Raw genomic sequence first — 20,486 nt, forward strand, 5'->3', positions numbered from 1 at the left:
TCCGAAAGCGCATTCCTATGCAGTGGATTTATGTTTCTTGCACTCTGTTTGGTACTTGATTTCGGAATTCCTTCGGCGTCGTACCGACCATTTTCTTGAACAATCGATTGAAATACATGGCGTCGGCATACCCGACCAGCTCGCCAATCTCATAGACTTTCAGATCCAGCCGCTCCCGCAGCAGCTCCTTCGCCTTGGCGATACGCAGCGACAGCAGGTACTGGGTGATGGTCTGTCCCGTCTCCTGTTTGAACAAGGTGGACAGATAACTCGGGTTCAGATATACCTTCTCGGAGAGCTCCGTCAGCTCGATCTCTCTCGTGTAATCGTTCTGAATCGCCTGCTTCACCGTCTCGATCAGCCGGTTTGGCGGAGCAGTGCGCTTGCTGGCGAGATGCGTGAACGCATCATCCAACAAGCTGCCTAGCCAATGCCGCAGCTCATCCAGTGTGAACGGCAGCGTTGCCGCTTGATAGAAATTAAATCCTGGCTTCGTCAGCCGCGACACTTCCTCCCCGAAGCCGTCACAGCGCAGTGCTGCGACGAACAGGACGTTGCCGGCAAGGTGAACCACCTCATCGTAAGGCGGCTTCGTCCGCGCGAGCTCTTCGAACAGGCGGCGCAGCGCGCTGCGCACCGCTTCCGGATCGGCATGCTCGAAGGCCGTTCCCAGCTCGGTGTCGAGCAGCTGCGCAATGCGCTCGCTATCGAGGTAGCCCCGCACAGCTTCGCCGAATATCGTTACCGGCTCCATGTCCGGCCAGTAGAAATGGGAGAGCGATGCTTCCAGCGCCTCGGAGTATGCCTGCGGAAGCGATTGTAAATTCGCGCACGGCTTACTTATGCCAATCACGAGGCTGCTTGCCCCGTCTCTGGTCTCCATCAACAGCTCATAGCCGAACCTCTTGACCTCCCCGGTCGCAGTGCCGCGCAGCAGAACCGCGGCAAGCCGTTCTCCGATCACGGTACAAGCTGTTTGCTGCAGCAGCTTGCCGCGCAGCACGGCAAGGAGCCGCTCATGCGCATGAGAATCCGAGGAGCGCAGCGCAAGAACGGCATAGCCTGCACCTTCCGAGCCGTCCGAGCCATCCGCTTCATCCACGCGTCCCGCTTCTGCCTCGCTTAGCAAACCATGAGCGCGAGCCAGCTCCAGCGCCTGCGTTTCTTCCAGCTCGCCGAGCAGCAGCCGGCGCAGCGCATCCTCCTTCGCCATCAGGTCGCTCCATCGCGCCTTGCGCCACAGCTCCATCTCCCGCTCGTTCTCCATCCGCTCGCGTCCAAGCTCTGCTGCGATCTGGTCGAGATTGCGCAGCAGCTCTTTTTTATCAACGGGCTTAATCAAATAATCGTTCACGCCGTATAGAATCGCTTTGCGCGCGTAATCGAAATCGTTGTATCCGCTTAGAATGACGCAGCGCACATGCGGTCGCTTCTCCTTCAACAGCTCGATAAAACGCAGCCCGTCCATGTACGGCATCTTTATATCCGTGATGACAAGATCCGGCTCCTGCCTCGCCAAGTGCAGCAGCGCATCCTCGCCGTTGCCGTAGCTGCCGACGATCTGGCAGTCCTCTCTTGCTTTAAGAATCATTTTCTCAAGGCCGATCCGAATCGTCTCTTCATCGTCAATGATCATAATGCGCAGCATGAGCCATTATCCTCTCTTGTATGGTAGTCGGAGCCGAACCTCGGTGCCCGCATCCGGCCTGCTATCGACCTCGATGCCGTAGCTTTCGCCATAGTGGAGCTTGATCCGCTCGTTAATATTGCGCAGTCCAACGCCAGTGCGCGTCCCATCCTGCGGTGCCTGCAAGCCTTGAATCGAGCCTCGCAGCAGATGCAGACGCATGCTGTCCATGCCAACGCCTTCGTCACGCAGGACGAATATGGCCATATCGCCTTCCGTGCGGGCTGACAGCAGAATTCGCACCTTCTCGTCCTTGCCTTCCATCCCGTGCAAAATCGCATTTTCCACAATCGGCTGGAACATCAGCTTCATGACATGGAAAGACATCAGCTCGCCCGGAATGTCGTACTCCAGCTCGAAACGGTTCTTGAACCGGTAGCGAAGCAGCTCGACGTAGTTCTCCAGATGCTCCAGCTCCTCCTCAACCGTCACGATTTCACGGCCTCGGTTAATGCTGTAACGGAGCAGCTTGCCAAGCGTAAACGTCATCTCCGCGACCTCGTCGTCGTCGTTGATGACCGCGTTCATTCGGATCGTCTCGAGCGTGTTATAGATAAAATGCGGATTAATCTGGCTCTGCAGCGCTTCGAGCTCCGTCTCCTTCTTCCTGGCGGAGATATCATAAATTTCTGCGATCAATTCCTTAATGCGCCGCAGCATCCGGTTAAACTCTCTGCCGAACAGACCGATCTCGTCGTTCTGCCGAATCTGGAACGCAACGTCAAGATTGCCTCCCTGCACCTGCTTCATCAGCCGAGTCATCGTCCGGAGCGAGCTTGTCATTGTAAAAGAAAGCACGATCGAAATTGCCAGCGCGAACAGTGTAATCGCGGCAGTGACCGACAACGTGACGTTCCGCGTCAGTACGGCGTCCTTGTGCAGGTAGTTGACCGGTACATAAACGAGCATTTTCCAGCCCGTCTGCTGCGAAACGGTATAAGTGCAAATGTAGCTGACCCCGTCCATCGTCGTATCGAAGCTGCCCGATTTGCCCGAAGAACGAACAAGATCGGCGTTTCCGGCCAGACTGACTCCGATTCGCTGCTGGTCATTGTCATAGATCACGCTGCCGTCGCGGTCCACGATGACCGTCTTTCCTTTGGTCACCTCGTTCAATTCTTGCACAACGCTCTTGAACACACCGATGCCCGCGTCCACCATTACAGTTCCGACAGGCTCGAGCGAGGATATATCCTTAATTTCACGCAGTACGGTGAACACGTAACGATTGCCGCCAACCGTATCCGGCAGCTTCTGCGTCCCCATAAGAACCGGATCGCCTTCCGCTTTCCTTGCGAGCGAGCGCCAATTCGCATAGTTCGACTGCAGGTCGCTGCGCACTGAGTCCGTCTTCAGCCGGTAGAAGACGTTGCCGTAATTATCGAAGATGTACACACTGTACGTGTCCTTGCGGATATTGTTCATCAGCCCGATATAGAAATCGATCCTGCGCTGCTCATCCAGATCCTTCTGCGAATGCGCCAAATATTGCTGCAGCTCCTCGGAATAGAGCGGAATCTTCGAGATCGCGTTCATGTCGCTGACCGAGTCATCGAGCTTGCTCTGCATTTTGGCGACCACTTCGGCGACGTAATTTTTCGTATTCTTATTAATCGATTGCAAATAGTTCTCGTAGGAAATGTAACCGATTGCAACAATCGGGATTAGAATGAGAAATATAAAAACGACGATCAGCTTCTTCTGCATCGTCATGCCGCCGTTCATCGTTAACCCTAGCCAGCCCTTCCCCATCATCATCCGCTGCCCCTTTGCGCCCATATCTTTCTCATCTTACACGAAAGCGCTGATTTTGGGAGGAACAAACATCGAAATTCTGAATACAGGATAAGAAATCTAAAACCAGTCCAATAAGAAATAGGCTCGTCTTCCAGTTGTAAATAGAACACATGTTCGTTTATAATGATGCTGAGGTGAGCAAACATGTATTGTACGGAAGAGGAGTTCAAGATGATACGTGACTGCTGCTTGCTGCCGATCATGCTGGATATGGTGGAGAAGAAACGTCTGGAGATGGAAGCATCGGGCGTAACCATGAAGAGGCTCTACTGCACAGCACTTGTCCGGATGCAGGATCTGATGCTGGCGGATTTGCTTCAGTTCAGGAAGAAGCTCAGCGATGCCGGCATTAAGCTATGGAAAATCGATGATTCCGAAGTTCGCAAGAAATCAGCCTTCAAGTACCAATACAAATGCCGTGGATATGTGAATGTGTTCGAGATGCTGCGCGACTTCGCCCGAGCGGAGATTTCCAAGAAATTCGGCTATTATATTGCGCTCGTGTTTAAGCGATAAACATAAGAAAAACGCAACCCCGAACAGGTTGCGAATTTAAATAAACTAAATTTTCAATCCCGTGACCATCGTCGCTGAAATCTTTGCTTCTGTCGATTCAAGTATTTTCTATACCGCTTATTTGCTCTCGTATGTTGTACCTGCGGACTCTTACGACGTGCGGGAATTCTTTATTGCCGGAAATGTCACCTATGAAGTTCAGCTGGACGCGCAGTCCACCGATGGTGTAACTGAAACAAGGCTGCCGAGTCTCGGCAGCCTTGTTTCCTAGAAAGGTCATAATACGGACGATTACTCCGCTTCCCTCGCAAATACAATCTCGTTCGTCAGGTATTCATATGCAGCTACCCACTCGTTCGAAATCAAGATTTCGCTTAACGCCGCGTCGCTTACGAATCCATTCCGATTCATGGCTATCAATTGATGCAGGGCTAGCTTATCCCACCCGATGCAGTCGCTTGTCGCAACCCCAACATTGTGGCATCGATTCTTTCGCTGCTCCTCTTCTTCTGCTTCGATTGCGTAGTGTTCGTCTTGGAGACTGAGGAAGTGGTGCAATAAGTCATCCAGAATGACAGTGCTGGCTTCGCTTACCGGTCGTTCTCTCCACTCCAGAAGTTTGGCTGATATGTCCAGGACAGCCTTATCATGTTCGCTTAGCCTGCCTGGAATGAAAGGTTTGACGGTAGAAGCAGGGATCTCCCACCTGCCTTTCCTTCCTTTGCTCTTGCGCTTCCCTTGTAAAGTGCCCGTTGCTAACCACTGGTAAATGGTACGCTTCTCTTTATTTAACATAATCGCGACTTCTTCCACTGTAAAAGAAGGTTCATAGGTCACATGAATCGCCTCCCCAGACTACGAAACTATCAATTGTTTCATAGATATGTTTCGGGAGGCGAATGTATGACAAGCCTCAACACTCAACCTTCTTAAATGAACCGAATGTAATTGTTTGCAGCCCCGTTGGAACACAGCAGCTCGAAACCTCACGAAGTTCACCGGCATGCTCAAACTCGGAATCCTCTTTGGTGAAGAAGATTTCCCATGCATTGCCGTCGGGATCATGCACCCATACTTTATCTTGCACCGCATAACAGCAGGTCGTGTTCATTTCATCAATTAACAGGAGCCCTGACTCACGAAGCCGATCACCAATTGCGAGAACCTCCTCGGTATTATTCAACTGGAAACCTAGATGGTTAAGGACACCTCTCGGCTCAAAGGGACGAACGTTCAAGGAGAAATGCAGGGCGGGATCGTTCAGTTCAAACTTTGCATAATTCTCCTTTACTTTCGTCGGTTCAACGCCAAAGAATGCACTGTAAAAGTCGATCGATTTCTGAAGATCGCTGCAATTTACCGCGACATGCATCCGTTTAATCATGCTCAGTTCCCCTCTTTCACGAATTGTTCAATGCGCTTCTTAATTGAATCCCGTACTTCGCGGAACTTGGCCATGATCTCTTCTTCTGTTCCGGCAGCCTTAGCCGGGTCCTCGAAGCCCCAATGCCATCGCTGCGCATGATCGTTCTGGACGACCGGGCAATGATCGTTCGCGTGACCGCAGAGCGTGATGATGAAGTCTGCTCGCTGTAAAATTTCGGGATCAATAACGTCGGAGGTATGAGTTGAAATATCAACGCCGGACTCCTTCATTACTTGAATCGCTCGAGGATTCAACCCATGCGCTTCAAGACCGGCACTCTTGACTTCGAAGTCATCTCCGCCGAACGCCTTCAAGTAACCGTCGGCAATTTGGCTTCTGCAGGAATTACCTGTACATAGAAAATAAACGAGTTTCTTATTCAAAAGATTCAACCCCTAGTCATGTAATATTTGATAGACAAGTGTAGCAGCAATTGCACCGAGTACAGGAGCCGCCAAGTATAACCATAAGTGCTCTGTCGCACCGGACACCAAGGCAGGACCAAGTGATCGAGCTGGGTTCATGGATGCGCCACAGATTGGACCCGCGAACATTGCCATGACACCAACCGCAGCTCCAATCGCGATGCCAGCAAAGCTTTTCACCGCTTTGCCATGTGTGGCAGATCCCAAGATGACGATCATTAGCACGAAAGTCAGTATAAATTCTAAAACGAACGACTGGCGCTCTCTAGAAGAGGGCAGCGTAGCTCCTAATTTGGCGATATTGCCAAACAACCAATATAAAGTCGATGATGCTGCGATCGCCGCGACACACTGAGTAAGGATATACAGGAGACTGCTCCTGAGCGATATATCTTTCCGTACCCAGAACGCAATCGTTACTGCAGGATTAAAGTGCGCGCCAGATATATGGCCAAACGTATAGATAAGTGCAGTGACAACAAGCCCGAATGTCATCGCAATGCCGACGTGCGTGATGTTATGCGTAATCTCATCGATGACCATTGCCCCCGTACCGGCGAATACTAAAAAATAGGTGCCGATAAACTCAGCAAGGAGTTGTTTTTTCATTTCCATTACCACAGCAGCTGCTGCCGATCCGGGCTGGTTTGAAGATGCAGCACAACTCCTCCGAGAGAATATGGCTCACCTGCTCTTGGTTAATCTCGTAATAGCTCCACGTACCTCGCGTTTCTTTGTTAATAAAACCGGCGTCCAGCAATATTTTGAGGTGATAAGAGAGCTTGGATTGGGACATGTCAAAAATATCGGTGAGGTCGCAGACGCAGGTGTTTCCACGCTGAGTTAGCTCATACATAATTTGAAGACGTTTCTCGTCTGCGAGCGCTTTGAACTTCGACTCGTAGTCTTTGAAGGAAATTTCATTCATGAAAGGGCCACCGCCAATTAATCAATTTTTTTTGATTTAATCTATGAGTTGAATTTACCACTGCATTTCGTGGTAGTCAACTACTTAATCAAGAAAAATTGATTTAATCGTGAAAGAGCTGCATCTTTAATCATATTTGTTCCGTTATGCAGACAGCAAGGCATATGGAGAATAGAGGTAATTATTAGCGGGTTGTACGAATAAGCCTTCGAGCCATACGGCGTCAGTATCGTCCACTGAATCAAAATCCATTGTATACACGAATAAGCAGTACGGTTTTCAATTTTCTTTGCCCGATAGCTGGAAAGGTTATTCCATTGTAGAAGGTGAATGGCAGGGCAACATGATGGACGAAGGTTCCGAAAGCAAGCCTTCTGAAGAAATGGGTCCCCTCATTTCGATTCGGAATACGCATTGGACAGCACAAACGCCAACGCAGGACATCTCATAATGGTATTCACAACGAGTCAATGGAGTTCCCTTCAGCAAGGGAACTTCTACATCGGAGCAGCAGCGGTCGGACCAACCGAGTTGGCTCACAACGATAACTATGTCTTCGCACTTCCCGCTCGTCACAATTACGCCTTCCCGCCTGGATATGAGGAAGTGGAGAAGATTTTACAGAACGGCGCACTTGTGTATATTAATTAGTTGAGAAAATGTAATCGCCGAGCGCTGCTGGATATGGGCTCTCCGCTAAACGGTTGCCACAGAGACTATTTGCCTTCATATCGCACCTTTGAAATTTTAACGGTTGTCAGCGAGGCTATTTGGCAATTTACGCAGCGATTAATACCAATTTGAGCTCAATAAGCGCTGTGGCAACCGCTAGGCTTTAGAAAATGGCGACTCTCGGCAAATACGCGCTGTGGCAACCGTTCGGGACTGTTTGTTTTAAAAAAGGTACTGTGTCTTAGAAAAGGCACTGACCCTACCGGGTCAATGCCTTTTCTGTGCTTTCGCATGATCTTATAAATAAACTTCTTTCCCTGTCTCCGACGATTGGTAGATCGCTTCCAGAATTTGCGTAACTACGAAAGCCTGCTCCGGCGTAACTACCGGCTCCGTATCGTTAACGATGCACTGCAGCCACTGTCGTGCTTCCCTTGTGCCCGGATCCTCCGCATTCGGCCCGAAATAGGCAATGCCTGGTCCAGACTTCGGCTTCATCTCCGTGAGCTTGCCGAACTGGACGTTATTGAAGACGAGTTCACCACGGAAATCCGCTCCCTGCTTCATCTCTGCTCCGCCATCCGTGCCGTAGAGCGATGCCTTCGCTTCTTTCTCGTCGGTTGTATTGAGCGCCCAGGAGCTTTCAAGGAAAATCGTCGCGCCATTCTCCATCTTAATCAGTCCGAAAGCGGAATCCTCCACGTTAAGCGTCTCCGAATTCCATGGTCCGAACATGTTGCCTTCGGGCTTGTCCTTCAGCTTATAGAAGACCGATCCCGTTACGGATTTCGGCTTATAATTGTCCGTAAACCAGAGCACCAGGTCGAGGGCGTGGGTGCCAATATCGATCAAGCAGCCGCCGCCTTGCTGCTCTTTGTCTGCGAATACGCCCCACGTCGGCAAAGCGCGCCGGCGTATGGCATGCGCTTTGGCCATGTAGATTTCTCCCAATGACCCTTCCTGGCAAGCCCGGTAAAGCGTCTGCGAATCGTCATTAAATCGGTTCTGATAGCCAATCGTCAGCTTCTTGCCGGTTCTCTTCGCTGCATCCACCATCTTGCGCGCTTCGGCAGAGTTGATCGCCATCGGCTTCTCGCACATCACGTGCTTTCCCGCTTCCAGCGCATCGACCGTAATGAACGAATGCTGCAGGTTAGGCGTGAGCACATGAACGACATCAATGGACTCATCCTTCAATAGCTCTTGGTAGTCCGTGTATATTTTCGCATCCGGTCCGCCGAATTCGCTCGCCGCCTTCTTCGCCTTCTCGATGTCGATATCGCAGAACGCCGTCATTACAGCCAGTTCAGAAAGCTTGGCGAGAGATGGCATATGTTTCTGATTCGCGATGCCTCCGCATCCGATAATACCGATATTCAACTTGCTCATGAGTAGTCGCTCCTCTCTTCTATTAAACTGGCTGGGACGCCTGCAAGTATTGCTTTAACACTTGCAAGTCACTGCGAACGCTCTGCAGCTTATCGGCTGATTCGCCTTCATTCTCCACTAGAGCATACCGGATATGACCCATTTCTTGAATGCTCGCATAAGTACCCTTCAGATCAAAAGCGCCTGTTCCAAGATCGACGAAATCGCTTGGAGCTGTATATTTTCCATATGCTTGGAACGCTTCCATATCTTCGTCCCCATTCTGGCGCATCGCTTCGATAATATTAAGCGGGCCGGCAAGGGTTCTACTTATGTCCTTCTGATGGACAATGTCGCATCGCTCTCCGAGCTTCTTCAGAACATCGATCGGATCGAGTCCGGCGCGCAGCACCCAAACCATGTCCAGCTCAAACTTGAGGTAAGAAGGATCTGTGTTCTCCAGCAGCAGGTCGAATAACGTTGTATCGCCGACGCTTTTGAACTCGTGGGCGTGGTTATGCAGATAGAATTGGAACCCTCTTTCTTTCAACTTCTTCCCTACGGCATTCATTTGCTCCGCGCTTCGAAGCGTATCCTCCCGATTTCTGATGAACACGGATGGAAGAACGATATTCCGGCATTCGAACGTCTCGTAATATTCCAGTACGCGATCCCAGTCAAATGCAGCCAAATCCTGCCCCGGCATCAGCCCTTCATGGACGGATATGGCAGTTAAGCCCAGCTCCCGAAGCTTCGCTCCTACGACCTCCGCCGGAACTTCATCGATAAAACGCGTGAACGACTTCATGTTGAACCCGATCAACTCAAGGTTCTCGTAACCGGCAGCGGCCAGCTTCTCGAGCGTGCCGAAATAATCCTCGCCTAGCTCCTTGTGGACGGAAAACACATTAATACCTGCAGAAATACGCATGCACATGCACTCCTTTTTACAAAATCCCCTGCATCTTCATCATACCGCTCCCATTATCTGTCCACTTTCGATTTCCGTACTAATTTACTTTCAATATTACGACTTCTTCGCTAAATAAAATAAAGAAGCCCGCGATCATCGCGGGCTAAATTCGAACTATCAATTATGTGAACCAACAGCTGCGAAGCTTTGTCGACCATCGCCGCAAGCTCTATCATAATTCAATTAGTGGAGTTGGGAAACTACGAAGGAAAATTTGGAAAGAACGTCTGCGAAAACAAAAAGAGCCGTATGACTCCAGTGGAAGTCATACAGCATCTTAAGTAAGCTTTGTCATCAAAAGACCGTCCCGAAACGACGTTAATTGGTTCCCACAGCCTTGAAATGGCCGCGAGGCTTCTTTCCGCTCCAGCGTTCGTCAATGACTTCAAGCGAAGATTGGTAGCGCGTATCGACGCTAAGGCGATACTGGTTCGTCGTGTTCTCCAGCGAACAGTGCATCAGGAACATGCCGAAAATGATAATATCTCCTGCCCGAAATTCAGTAGTCGCCCATTTGCCCCCGAATTTGTTCGTAATGATGAGCGGATCATCCGTGTAATGGCCGACGCCGTCGTTGTCCGAATCCTTCGTCCCGTACGACTTCTTCAGATCCTCGAAGTTATGAGAGTCCAGGCAAAGCGCTAGTCCCCCCATCGCGTAATCGATATCGCCGATTGGCGACCATACCGTATAAAGGTTATGCGTGCCTCGGCCCATGTAGACAATATCGTAATGCGCGCCCGTGTAATCGCCCTTACCGACAGCCCGAAGCCACTTATACTGATACGTCAGCGACTGCTCGCCCAGCAGCTGATCGAAGAAACGCATAATATGGTCGCCGTTCAGCACGTCCAGCAGCTCTGGCAGGTCTTCGTTCGTGCCGCCAAAGAACAACGTTTTGCTGCCGTCCGCCATAACGCCTTCCTCAAGTACGGTATCCCGTTCAAGCTTGCCCATCTTCTGCATCTTTTCCAATACGGCACGTCTTGCCTTCAACACTTGCTCACGGTCATGAAATCCGCGCAGCAATAGATAACCATCTTCCTTGATTCGCTTATTCAATGCGTCGAAGTCATGCAGGATATCATTCGAATCACGCAATTCCGTTAAATGCGGTCCGCCAAGCTCCAGTTCGCGACTTCCTACTTTAACCATCATGCCGCCTTGCCCCTCTCGAGTTTCGAATTTCGAATTGTATAACTCAAGTTTAAGGTTCAACTACGTTCTGCACCATGGAAAAAGATCGATCAAACATGTATAATCGTACAAAAATACGATGTCGATTCCTACTTCGAGAAAAAGGGGCTTAATTCTCTGATGGCTTACATCAATATTCCCTATCAGCTAGCGGAAACGCAGTTTCCCCCGCCTTGCCAGTTTAAGTCTATCTGGAAAGTAGAAGCAAATAACAGCTATCAGGCCGTTCATCCACAAGGATTAATATCTCCCGGACTATTCGTTACTTTGGAGGGAAGAGGTAAATTCGTTCAGGATGGCAAGGAAACGATACTTGCTGCAGGAACGTTGTTTTTCGTGCGGGAACGGATCCCCTGCTCTTATGATTGCGTTGATGACAACTGGAAATTTTACTTTATCCATTTCGATCAGCTTCCTATGATTGAGCATTTAGGCCTTCCCATTGGGGAACGGATCACGTCTACAAAAATAAATGAGGCCGTCCGGTTATGCGAACGCCTCATTGAGATTCTTATTCTTAAATCGATTGGCCACGAGTACGCTGCGCATCTCCTTCTTCAAGAGCTGCTGCTCTTATTTGCCGGCGACCAGATCATCAAGCTGGGCAGCAGTCTCGACTTGGAGGAAATCTTGCTCCACATGCACCGAGCCATCGATCAGCCATTCCGCAGCGAAGATTTCATTCGCCACAGCGGTTTATCCCGAACCGCGTTCTTCTCCCAATTTCGCGAGATGACCGGGAAATCTCCGAACCAGTACATGCTGGAGCTCAAGCTTGCTTCGGCTAAAGTTTCACTGGAATCAACCAGCACTTCCGTGAAGGACATTGCTGCAGCGCTCCATTTCTACGACGAATTCCACTTGTCGAAATCGTTCAAGAAGCGTTACGGCGTCTCTCCTCGTTCGTATCGGAAGATGCACAGTTAGTTCAGCTCTTTTTACGTGTCAGCAGGTGTTCGATAGATCTGTGCTTCCTCCGATAATTACGCCCATTCATTAATCAGCCTTTTCTCTTCATCTGATAAACGGCCGCGCCGCGCAGCTTGCAGATTCGAATGGATCCACTCTTGTTTCCTCATCGAAACGATAACCTTGTCAACTATTTCCTGCTCGGTCACCCATCTCAGCAGCAGGTCCGCAGCTTGATCCGATTCGATTTCGTCCAGTTTCCAACCTCGCACGAAAGGCGATAGCGCAACCGTTGTCAACCCCATCTCCTTGGCGATGACGAACGTTTCCTGGGTCCTTTGATGCGCAATATTGTAAGGAGCTAATACATGCGTAACCGGATGATCAGCAGGAAGACGATCGAGATGCGAAGGCTCGACCATGCCAAGCCCTATCGTTCCGACTTTCCCGTGATCCATCCAGCGTTTCGCAAGGTCCATTTCCTGCCGAAGCCTATGTTCATCATCATGCGTATGGATAACCAGCACATCGATACGATCGGTTTGAAGCTCTTGCAGCATCACATCGATATGATGGGGCTCGTAGCGGCTAAAACCGACCAGTTTATCGGACTGGCCTGGCAGGTTAAAGAAATTCCACGCCATGATTTCCGCTTCATTACGCCTGCTCAGAGCTTGCAATACTTTCCCGAGCGCCACCCGTTCCTGATAATAGGTTGTATCGATCAGCTGAATTCCACTATCGAGGCACGCTCCGACAATCGCGCACTGCTCTTCGAACGAAGCCATCGGGTCGTTGCCCAGTTCCTCAATGAACGAGTGTCCTCCGAGCCCGAGTTTTGTTACGTTCGGCATGCTTCTCATCTCCCCCGTCAAAATAGATTCATAAATCTATTATAGCAAGGGGAAAGACGAAGCATAAGAAGTGATAAAAAATGAATGGAGCGCACATGTGAAGAAATTGCAAAAGCATCGATCTGGTGCGAACGCAATAGAGCCAGCCAATCCTGAATATAAAGTCCCTTTAGAGCAGAGCATCGGTGCAATTTGTAAGAAAAATGGAAAAAGAGCCGCATGACTCCTTTGGAAGTCACACAGCTCTTTCCACGGATTCCCGTGGAGAATAGAAAGCAACCATCAAGCTAATGATTACTCTGCCACACTCGTGCACGTTCTTTCATTTCCTCTACAAAAGCGCGCTTACGGTTCTGATAGCCCAATAAGCTATTGGGTGATGCTTCTGCCGCAGCTTTCTTCGTTGCAGCGTAACGACTCACCTCATCGGGATGTGTACGCAAATAATCACGCAAGATTAAATTATCTCTCCACAAGTCACCGTCAAATGGGACAAAGCTGAGGTTAAAGTTACTCGACCCTCTTTTTCGGAAGAAAAATCGACCGGGTCTTCGTCCATCTTCTCCTAGAAATTCATAGTTTAGCTTCGCAAGAGTTTCAATATGAACTTCCTTCAGACGATCTTCCGCTTGCGTCCCAACCAGAATATCGACAATAGGCTTCGCATCCAGCCCGTCTACGGAAGTGCTGCCGAAGTGTTCAATAGCAATAACGATATCCGAAATTGCTTGTCTTAGTCGGTGTGCTTCTTCTTTGAACAAAACGGACCAATTGGAGTCAAACGGCAAGACGCTAACATCGGTTTCTTCGGCATTGTTCGGTTTGCTCGTTTCGGCTATCAATCTTTCCGTATCGCTGATTAAGGCTTGAAGCTCATCAACTGCCGCACCCGGGCTGCTTACTTGCGATAGCAGCGCATAGCATCGGCGAACTCTTTCCTCGAAGCCGTCAGGTGTAGAAGGGAACGCGGCGCATGCAGCTACCGCTCCTTTCTCATTCAGCAGGTAGGTCCGGTTTATCGCAAACAACACTTGGGTTAAGCAGCTCACAGCGCGGAACAGATGACCGGCCACATAGGAGACGTCGCTTCGGCTAATCCCTTTACGTGCGTTACCTGCGGAGAAATCCGCTTCCCACATGAACTTGGCCATTACCGCATCACGCAGTGCATCCGGATATGTCGCGCATAATGCCTTCAACGCTTGAATGCGTCCATTCGGGTCCCATAACGGCTTGCATATCGCTGCCTCCCCCATATAGATTGCGCTGCAGAAGGCATGCGGATGGCCTGGCTGATAATGAACGGATAATCGCCCTTGCAAACAGTCTTCCACAACTGTCTTGACCTGCTCCAAATCCCTGTACAACAAATCAACAGGCAGTGACCGGATCTGGAGCCACCCTCCGCCGTTAATCCACGGGCCCCACTCGCCAATCGGCGTGATGATGTCGTTTCTACCGAGATCATCAAGCTCGGCCGCGAACGCAGCCAATGCTTGCGTGTCCACGGGATGATCGGGATCATAATAGATCCCGATATCGATATCCGAGCTCCCGGTATGCGTTCCCCGCGCGCGCGAACCGCCTAAGACGATGCCCTCGATGCCTGGAACGGAGCGAAGCCGACTTACGATTATTTCAAGAAGCCGCATGGTGTCCAGAAGCTCACCTCTAACCGTTAATGATAATTTCCTTGCCGCAGGCCAATACTCGTAAATTCGAGGCATCACCAGCAAGCACGCTCACTTCGATGTCATGTTCGCCAGTACGTTCGTTGAGCTTCTGGCTATAGGTTCCCCAAGCACGCCCCGTGCTCCAGAAGCTCGTATATTCGGCTTGATTGATGACAGGGGCAAACTTAATGACGCCATAGCTCATATCAAACTCAAAGCCGCTCAGCGCAATCAGCAGTCCCCAGCTCGACATCGATCTTGCATAATGATGGCCGCACTCCACTTCGTTCCAAGGGCTGCGGCGGTAGCCGTCATGACGGTCCCTCACTGCCTTTACAAGCTGGAGGCCTTCTTCAATAAAGCCTTCATAGATAAGATGAGTGGCTACATGATATTCGATTCCGGTCCAAACCTCATCCGAGTAGACGAAAGGAAGCTTCGGACGGCCTCCATTCGGCCAAGAGCAAAGAACTAGCCCCTGTTCGTCATTCAAGGTATAGGTCCGCTGGCAATTGACGTGATCGTTGAAATCCGTCTTAAAGTTATACTTGAACACCGCGTGAATCGCGCTTTGTACCCGCTCCTTAGGCAACAGGTAGCCAAGGCCGTACAAATGCGCCAGCTGCTGGCCGAGCAGTTGATCGGACAGACAACCAATGCCATGCTGGTACTTATGTGCATTCACGTCATCCAATCGCTGCACGTAGTACTCGCCGTCCCATGTCAGCTCATCCAGCCGTTTCGAGCTCTTCTCGAATGCCTCCGAATATCGAGCCGCTACCTCGTTCTCGCCTAAGTAAGCCGCCATCTCGGAAGCTGCGCGAAGCGCGCCTAGGAAGAAGATGCCTGTCAGCGGATTCGGTCCGTAGAACTCGATGTCATAGGTGTTATGCTGGATGCCGTCGAATACAAGGTCTCCGTCCGTATCCCAATGCTCCGGCCCGTAGTCCAGCGTCTTCTGGATCGCAGGCCACAGCTCACGAAGAAATTCGTCATCGCCGCTCAGCTTCCATTCCCTATAAGCACGCATGATCGTTCCCATTTGACCGTCGGCCGCAGCAGGCGCAGGCTGTCCGTTCCAGTTCCACTGCGAATCGAACATTTGGAAAGCTCGGAAATTCATTTTCCCGTCCTCGTTCACTTCGGTTAGAAACTCCGTCCGCCTCATGTTCCGCTCAAGCTCTGGGAAGAGAAATGCGACCGTCTGCGCATAGTTCCACACATGCGTACATGTTCCGTCACAGCTGCCGGCATCGTCGAAGCAGCCTTCATAGCCGTAGAACCGGCCATCGATCAGCCGGAAGCAAGTCGTGCTTCTCAGCACCGTCATATTGCCCGAAAGAGCTTCAAGCACAGGTCTTGGTAACGCGCTATCGAATAGCGCTTGATGGAACGCTTTTGTCCCCTTCTCAAGCCGCTCTCTCTCCGCTACAAGATAGGTCGCTGCTGCCCATGAGCTGTCAAACTGACCTGCATAATAATTCTGCGTCGTTTGTCTGCCCTCTTCCTTTACGCAAATATGCGCATTCCAGCCGTTGATCCGGTTGGGGAAATGCCATGCGAGCACAAATGCGAACGATTTCGTCTCTCCGGGAGCCAGCGTCTCGTAAGCGCCGATGGAGCCGGTATCCGTACGTCCGGTATCCGATGGCGTATCGTATCCGAGATCGTTCAGTCTGCCATCCTCCGCGAAATCGTCCCAAAATTCCTGCAAGAAATCAAACCATGCGCCGCGCAGCCAAGCGGGCTTGCAGGTTATATGCGGATTCGTCGTCAAGAGGGCAAGCGTACCTTGCTGGAGGTCATCCGCAGCAAACTTGTTCGTCCCGAGCACAAGACCCGAACAATCTCCCTCCTGGCGGAATTCGTTGAAATTGCCTCCGGCGTTCTTCATGTTCAAATTGCCGAACTTATCGTATTCCAGCCCGCCAAGCGGATTGAGAATGGATCCGGCAATCGTAACGTCCACCGGTTCATCGGATGTATTCGTTACCCGGTAGGTTAAATAAGCGCCAGGAATGCTTGAATCATCCACTTGTAGCGGAATGAACGGCGTGAACGCCTCCAGAGACACCTGTACCGGCAAAGCGCCATCCTCGAAATCGACCTGCATGATCGGATATTCGCCTCGAAGGGAGGAGCTCTCCATACGCGGAAGACCGGCCCCTGTTATCGGATGATAGCCGTGCGAGAGACTATGTGGCTGCGGTAAGCGCGCTTCGAGCACCTTCGCAACCGGGCTGCCGCTCTCCGTCTTCGCCCATATCGCGAAGTACGTGTTCGGCATCTGCACGCCTTTGCCTGGCCTGTTAAAAATCTCCCAATCTCTAAACTCTCCCCTGCTCCCAATGGAGATATTGCCGGTACCGATCCCCCCAAGCAGGAAAGCGGCCTCTGTGGCCTCCGCCGGGTAAACGGTTGTTCGAGAGGATTGCGATGCAAGCAATTGCGGAGCATTAACCATTACACTTCACTCCTTCATGGATTTGTCGCGAACCTAAGCTTATCCTGCTATTAATGCAATACGATGGCGAGCACGCTGCCGGATAGCGACTGCCCTTCATGGAAGCGAATCACATTGCCGCTGCGATCTGCAGGGATCGGAGCACCATTAACAAACACTTCGAACGATTTCTTGCCCTGGAGAAGGTCGCTGCTAAAGCTGTTCAGCTGCAGCTGTCCGTAGTTCACTTCCAAGCGGATCGTTCCGTTCGCATGCTCGAATTTGCCCCAGCCTTGATTAAGCGACCAGAAGCTGCTGAACTTCTCGGCGTTTAGCTTCGGACTGAAGCCGATATGCCCCTGCAGCGAGTCGTATTCAAACCCGCTTAGCGCAAGCAGCAACGAATAGGAAGCCATCGATCTGACGTAATTGCTGCCGCATTCCAGCTCGTTCCACGGGTTTCTCCGCTCGCCGTCATAACGGTCGCGGATGGCTTTGACCGCTCGCAGCCCCTCGTCCAGCATGCCTTCATAGATCATATGGCATGCCGCTTGATATTCGAAGCCATGCATCATCTCATCCGCATAAGGAACCGGCACCTTCGGACTGTTGCCTTTGGGCCAGGAAGAGATCAGGATGCCCTGCTCGTCATTAAGCGAATAGATTCTGCAGGCGTTCGGATAATCGCGAATCGTCTCGATAAAGTTATATCGATATACGGACTCCAGCGCCTTCTTCACCTTCGCTTGATCATACATATAACCAAGTCCAACGATATGCGCATGCCATTGTCCGAGCACTTGGTCGATGTGACAGCCTTCTCCGATTTGGTACTTTATTTCTCCGAGCTCCTCATCGATCGGGAAGCGCTCATCCTGCAGATTGACGAGCTGATGATAGAACTCGCCATTAAACAGATGCTCATCTACCCACTTTCGTCCATTCTCATAGAGCGCCATATACTTCTGGCCCGCTTCATCGCCGAGCGCTTCGGCCATTTCGGCAGCACAGCGCAGCGCGCCTTGATAGAGTCCGCTCACATAGGAATTCGGCCCATAAATCTCGACGTCAAGCGTGTGATGCTGAACACCCTCCATCACGCCGTCGCAGTCTTGATCCCACCAATCCGTATTGGATGGATTCCAAGCGTATTCAAGCGAGGTTTTCACTTTAGGCCAAATGGACTTCAGCCACTCGTCATCGCCTGAAATTTTCCACTCGCGGTAGACCCTCATGATCGTGCCCATCTGCCCGTCGGCTGCCGCGCGATGCGATCCGGCGCAATCGGATACATCCTTGATCGTGCGCTCGACTGGGAGCATGAGGCGAAAAGCTACCTTGCCATTCTCGTACATCGCCGCCTTATATCTCACGTCAATCATCGAACGGGCTAAGGATGGGAAGAGGAACGGCGTAACCTGCTCATAGTTCCATACATGCGTGCAGGTGCCTTCGCAGCTTCCTTCTTCCGCATGAACACCTTCAAATCCATATAGAGTGCCATCTGTCAGTCTCAGGCAGGTTGGCGATTTCAGAATCGAAATATTGCTGGCTACCGCATCTACGACATAATCCGGGAGCGTCGAAGCAAATAGCGTCTCCTTGAATAAGAGCGATTCACGGTAGAGTCTATCAAGCTCCTGCCACACATAAGCGGCAGACTGTACCGAGTCTTCGAATAGCGTAGCGTAATAATTCTTCCAACTCGGCGGATCGCATGGCGTACCGTCTGCATGGGTGCCTGGATTCCAGAAATTCACGTAATTCGGGAAGCTCCACGAAATAATGAAACGAAATTCGCCGCTCTCGCCTGGCGCGAGCGATTGGTGCGCGCTAAGCAAACAGACGTCCTTCACGTTATGGGCAGAGACCTTGGCCTCGTCGCCGGATTGATTGTAGTCGCGCTCTTTGAACTTGCCAGGCGCGGCAAACTCCTTCCAGAATACCGTCAGATTATCGAACCAATCACCGCGGTACCAGTAGGTCTGATAGCTGACATCCTCGGCATCTGTGCTTAGCGTCAAGTCGCCGAACTCCCGGTCCTCCGGCTTATAATGGGTGGAATTCAGCTTTATTCCTTTATAAGCGCCGTAATCGCGGAATTCATTACGGGGCTTCTTCGTAAACGGGTTCGATAAATTGCCAACAAGACTAATATCAAGCTGTTCATTTGATGTATTGGTTACCTTGTATGTCAATATAGCGACAGGAATGGAAGAGTCCTTATCATTGAGCGGAATGAGCGGATTGAAGGCTGTAAGCTTCACATCGAGCGGCACGGAATCATCGATAAAGGAGATTTCACCGAATGGGTATTCTCCTTTAAACGCTGTACCTTTGAAGTGGGGGAATCCGGCAAGGCTTTCCCGTTCGACGCCGAAGCCGAAGCCCGAGAACCGCCCCTTGCCCGTACCCGAGTATTGCGGGTGCAGGTCCCCGTTGAGCACCTTCGCGACTTTCACTTCACCGTTATGCTCGGCTTTAATGGCAAAGAAACTGAAGCCGTTATAGCTGTTCTTGTTCGGACGATTGAAGATTTCCCAATCGATAAGCCGGCCGTTGCCAGCAAGGCCGATGCTTCCGGAGCCGATCCCGCCCAGCGGGAATGAGATTTGATTCGTCTTGTTTCCTTTATACGTAAAATCTTTATCCATTTTGTATAGTTCATTAAGCAGCTGCACGTTCAAATGATTCCCTCCCTATAATCGATCGATGGCCTACAATTTCAGCCCGCCGGCAGTAATGCCTTCGACAAGATATTTCTGACCAAAAATATAGAAGAGCAGCGGAACGACAAGCGACAGCGTTACACCCGCAAGTATCGCGGATAAATTGCCTGACCCGAAGGTACCGGTTAGCACGGTCATCCCGAGCGGAAGCGTCATTTTCTCAAACGTATTTAAGAAAATAAGCGGTCTGAAGAAATCATTCCAGTTCGCGATAAACGTCATGACCGACGTAACGGCGATCGCCGGGAAAACCATCGGGAGAATGACCTTCAGAAACACCCACATCCGGCTTGCCCCATCCATATAAGCAGCTTCGTCATACGTAGAGGATATCGTCATCATCATCTGACGTATCATGAAGATGCCAAGCGGATTAATTAATGCCGGCAATATAAGCGCCCAATGCGTATCGATGAGCCCGAGCCTGGAGATCAGAATGAACTGCGGGATAATCGTCACCTGACCGGGAATCATGAGGCCGGCCAGGAAAATAATAAAGATGAGATTTCTGCCCGGAAACGAGATGCGGGAAAAGGCAAAGGCGGCCATGCTCGAAATAAAAATATGACCGACAACGATGAGCAGCGAGATTTTGAGACTATTGCCTATGAAATCCGCAAACGGAACACGGTTGAACACTTCCGCGTAGTTATTGAAATTAAAGTCGGTAGGAAAAATCGCCGGCGGCAATGAGAACGAATCCTTCGGCAGTCTAAGCGAGGTGGAAATAATCCATAGAAACGGCGAGAGCATCAGAAATGAAAGCACGAGAAGAGAGGCATCCAGAACGTAGCTTCCAGCGCTTCTGCGCCGTACGCCGATGCGGATCTCCTTCTGCTCCTCCGTGTAAACGCTGGCAAGTTGAACATCACTGCTCATGATCGTGACA

The 20,486-nt window shown here is 50.8% G+C and carries 19 protein-coding genes; 4 read left to right on the plus strand and 15 right to left on the minus strand.

From position 1 onward, the window contains the following. Positions 1–28: 28 nt before the first annotated feature. Both A8990_RS12960 and A8990_RS12965 read right to left on the minus strand, forming a co-directional pair. Positions 29–1,648 (minus strand): response regulator, encoded by a 1,620-nt coding sequence (locus A8990_RS12960; protein ID WP_116189463.1) that lies wholly within the window; start codon positions 1,646–1,648, stop codon positions 29–31. A gap of 6 nt (positions 1,649–1,654) precedes the next feature. Continuing rightward, complete coding sequence (locus A8990_RS12965) at positions 1,655–3,445, minus strand: cache domain-containing sensor histidine kinase (protein WP_181909553.1); 1,791 nt, start codon at positions 3,443–3,445, stop codon at positions 1,655–1,657. Between the two features lie 183 nt (positions 3,446–3,628). Here A8990_RS12965 and A8990_RS12970 point away from each other — a divergent pair, with 183 nt between their 5' ends. Together A8990_RS12970 and A8990_RS12975 are read left to right on the plus strand one after the other, a co-directional pair. Then, positions 3,629–4,000, plus strand: a complete 372-nt coding sequence (locus tag A8990_RS12970; protein WP_116189465.1) for a YhjD family protein — start codon at positions 3,629–3,631, stop codon at positions 3,998–4,000. 61 nt (positions 4,001–4,061) lie between these two features. Continuing rightward, complete coding sequence (locus A8990_RS12975) at positions 4,062–4,271, plus strand: hypothetical protein (protein WP_116189466.1); 210 nt, start codon at positions 4,062–4,064, stop codon at positions 4,269–4,271. 20 nt (positions 4,272–4,291) lie between these two features. Here the strand turns inward: A8990_RS12975 and A8990_RS12980 are convergent, their stop codons facing one another. From A8990_RS12980 to A8990_RS13000, 5 genes are all read right to left on the minus strand, one after another. Further along, positions 4,292–4,837 carry a MerR family transcriptional regulator gene (locus A8990_RS12980; protein ID WP_116189467.1) on the minus strand — a complete coding sequence of 182 codons (546 nt, stop codon included), beginning with the start codon at positions 4,835–4,837 and terminating at the stop codon, positions 4,292–4,294. 76 nt (positions 4,838–4,913) lie between these two features. After that, the gene (locus A8990_RS12985; protein WP_116189468.1) at positions 4,914–5,384 is read right to left on the minus strand and encodes an ArsI/CadI family heavy metal resistance metalloenzyme; all 471 of its coding nucleotides are present in this window, start codon (positions 5,382–5,384) and stop codon (positions 4,914–4,916) included. Between the two features lie 2 nt (positions 5,385–5,386). Further along, positions 5,387–5,809 carry an arsenate reductase (thioredoxin) gene (gene arsC, locus A8990_RS12990; protein WP_116189469.1) on the minus strand — a complete coding sequence of 141 codons (423 nt, stop codon included), beginning with the start codon at positions 5,807–5,809 and terminating at the stop codon, positions 5,387–5,389. Between the two features lie 12 nt (positions 5,810–5,821). Next, positions 5,822–6,466: an MIP/aquaporin family protein gene (locus tag A8990_RS12995; RefSeq protein ID WP_245995996.1), complete on the minus strand. Its 645-nt coding sequence runs from the start codon at positions 6,464–6,466 to the stop codon at positions 5,822–5,824. Continuing rightward, entirely contained in the window at positions 6,438–6,779 is a 342-nt protein-coding gene (locus A8990_RS13000; RefSeq protein ID WP_116189470.1) for an ArsR/SmtB family transcription factor, read from the minus strand. The genes A8990_RS12995 and A8990_RS13000 overlap by 29 nt, the downstream gene beginning before the upstream one ends. Before the next feature lie 450 nt (positions 6,780–7,229). On the opposite strand from A8990_RS13000, the gene A8990_RS13005 reads away from it, so the two are divergent. Further along, positions 7,230–7,430 carry a hypothetical protein gene (locus A8990_RS13005; protein ID WP_116189471.1) on the plus strand — a complete coding sequence of 67 codons (201 nt, stop codon included), beginning with the start codon at positions 7,230–7,232 and terminating at the stop codon, positions 7,428–7,430. A 318-nt stretch (positions 7,431–7,748) separates the two neighbouring features. Here A8990_RS13005 and A8990_RS13010 read toward each other — a convergent pair whose 3' ends face one another. The 3 genes from A8990_RS13010 to A8990_RS13020 form a co-directional block, all read right to left on the minus strand. Continuing rightward, positions 7,749–8,840 carry a Gfo/Idh/MocA family protein gene (locus A8990_RS13010; RefSeq protein ID WP_116189472.1) on the minus strand — a complete coding sequence of 364 codons (1,092 nt, stop codon included), beginning with the start codon at positions 8,838–8,840 and terminating at the stop codon, positions 7,749–7,751. 22 nt (positions 8,841–8,862) lie between these two features. Beyond that, positions 8,863–9,750, minus strand: coding sequence for a sugar phosphate isomerase/epimerase family protein (locus tag A8990_RS13015; RefSeq protein WP_181909555.1), 888 nt, complete (start codon positions 9,748–9,750; stop codon positions 8,863–8,865). Positions 9,751–10,110: 360 nt separating this feature from the next. Then, entirely contained in the window at positions 10,111–10,950 is an 840-nt protein-coding gene (locus A8990_RS13020) for a phytanoyl-CoA dioxygenase family protein (RefSeq protein WP_116189474.1), read from the minus strand. Positions 10,951–11,109: 159 nt separating this feature from the next. Here A8990_RS13020 and A8990_RS13025 point away from each other — a divergent pair, with 159 nt between their 5' ends. Further along, on the plus strand, positions 11,110–11,916 hold the full coding sequence (locus A8990_RS13025; RefSeq protein ID WP_116189475.1) for an AraC family transcriptional regulator: 807 nt from the start codon (positions 11,110–11,112) through the stop codon (positions 11,914–11,916). A 56-nt stretch (positions 11,917–11,972) separates the two neighbouring features. Here A8990_RS13025 and A8990_RS13030 read toward each other — a convergent pair whose 3' ends face one another. The 5 genes from A8990_RS13030 to A8990_RS13050 form a co-directional block, all read right to left on the minus strand. Then, on the minus strand, positions 11,973–12,752 hold the full coding sequence (locus A8990_RS13030) for an aldo/keto reductase (protein WP_181909556.1): 780 nt from the start codon (positions 12,750–12,752) through the stop codon (positions 11,973–11,975). Between the two features lie 287 nt (positions 12,753–13,039). Next, entirely contained in the window at positions 13,040–14,404 is a 1,365-nt protein-coding gene (locus tag A8990_RS13035; RefSeq protein WP_116189477.1) for a GrpB family protein, read from the minus strand. 19 nt (positions 14,405–14,423) lie between these two features. After that, positions 14,424–16,889: a GH116 family glycosyl-hydrolase gene (locus A8990_RS13040; protein WP_116189478.1), complete on the minus strand. Its 2,466-nt coding sequence runs from the start codon at positions 16,887–16,889 to the stop codon at positions 14,424–14,426. Between the two features lie 50 nt (positions 16,890–16,939). Further along, positions 16,940–19,549: a GH116 family glycosyl-hydrolase gene (locus A8990_RS13045; protein WP_245995999.1), complete on the minus strand. Its 2,610-nt coding sequence runs from the start codon at positions 19,547–19,549 to the stop codon at positions 16,940–16,942. 36 nt (positions 19,550–19,585) lie between these two features. Next, positions 19,586–20,476 (minus strand): carbohydrate ABC transporter permease, encoded by an 891-nt coding sequence (locus tag A8990_RS13050; protein WP_116189480.1) that lies wholly within the window; start codon positions 20,474–20,476, stop codon positions 19,586–19,588. Positions 20,477–20,486: the final 10 nt, after the last annotated feature.

Origin of the sequence: Paenibacillus taihuensis (assembly GCF_003386535.1) — a bacterium.
GTDB classification, from domain to species: domain Bacteria; phylum Bacillota; class Bacilli; order Paenibacillales; family Paenibacillaceae; genus Paenibacillus_Z; species Paenibacillus_Z taihuensis.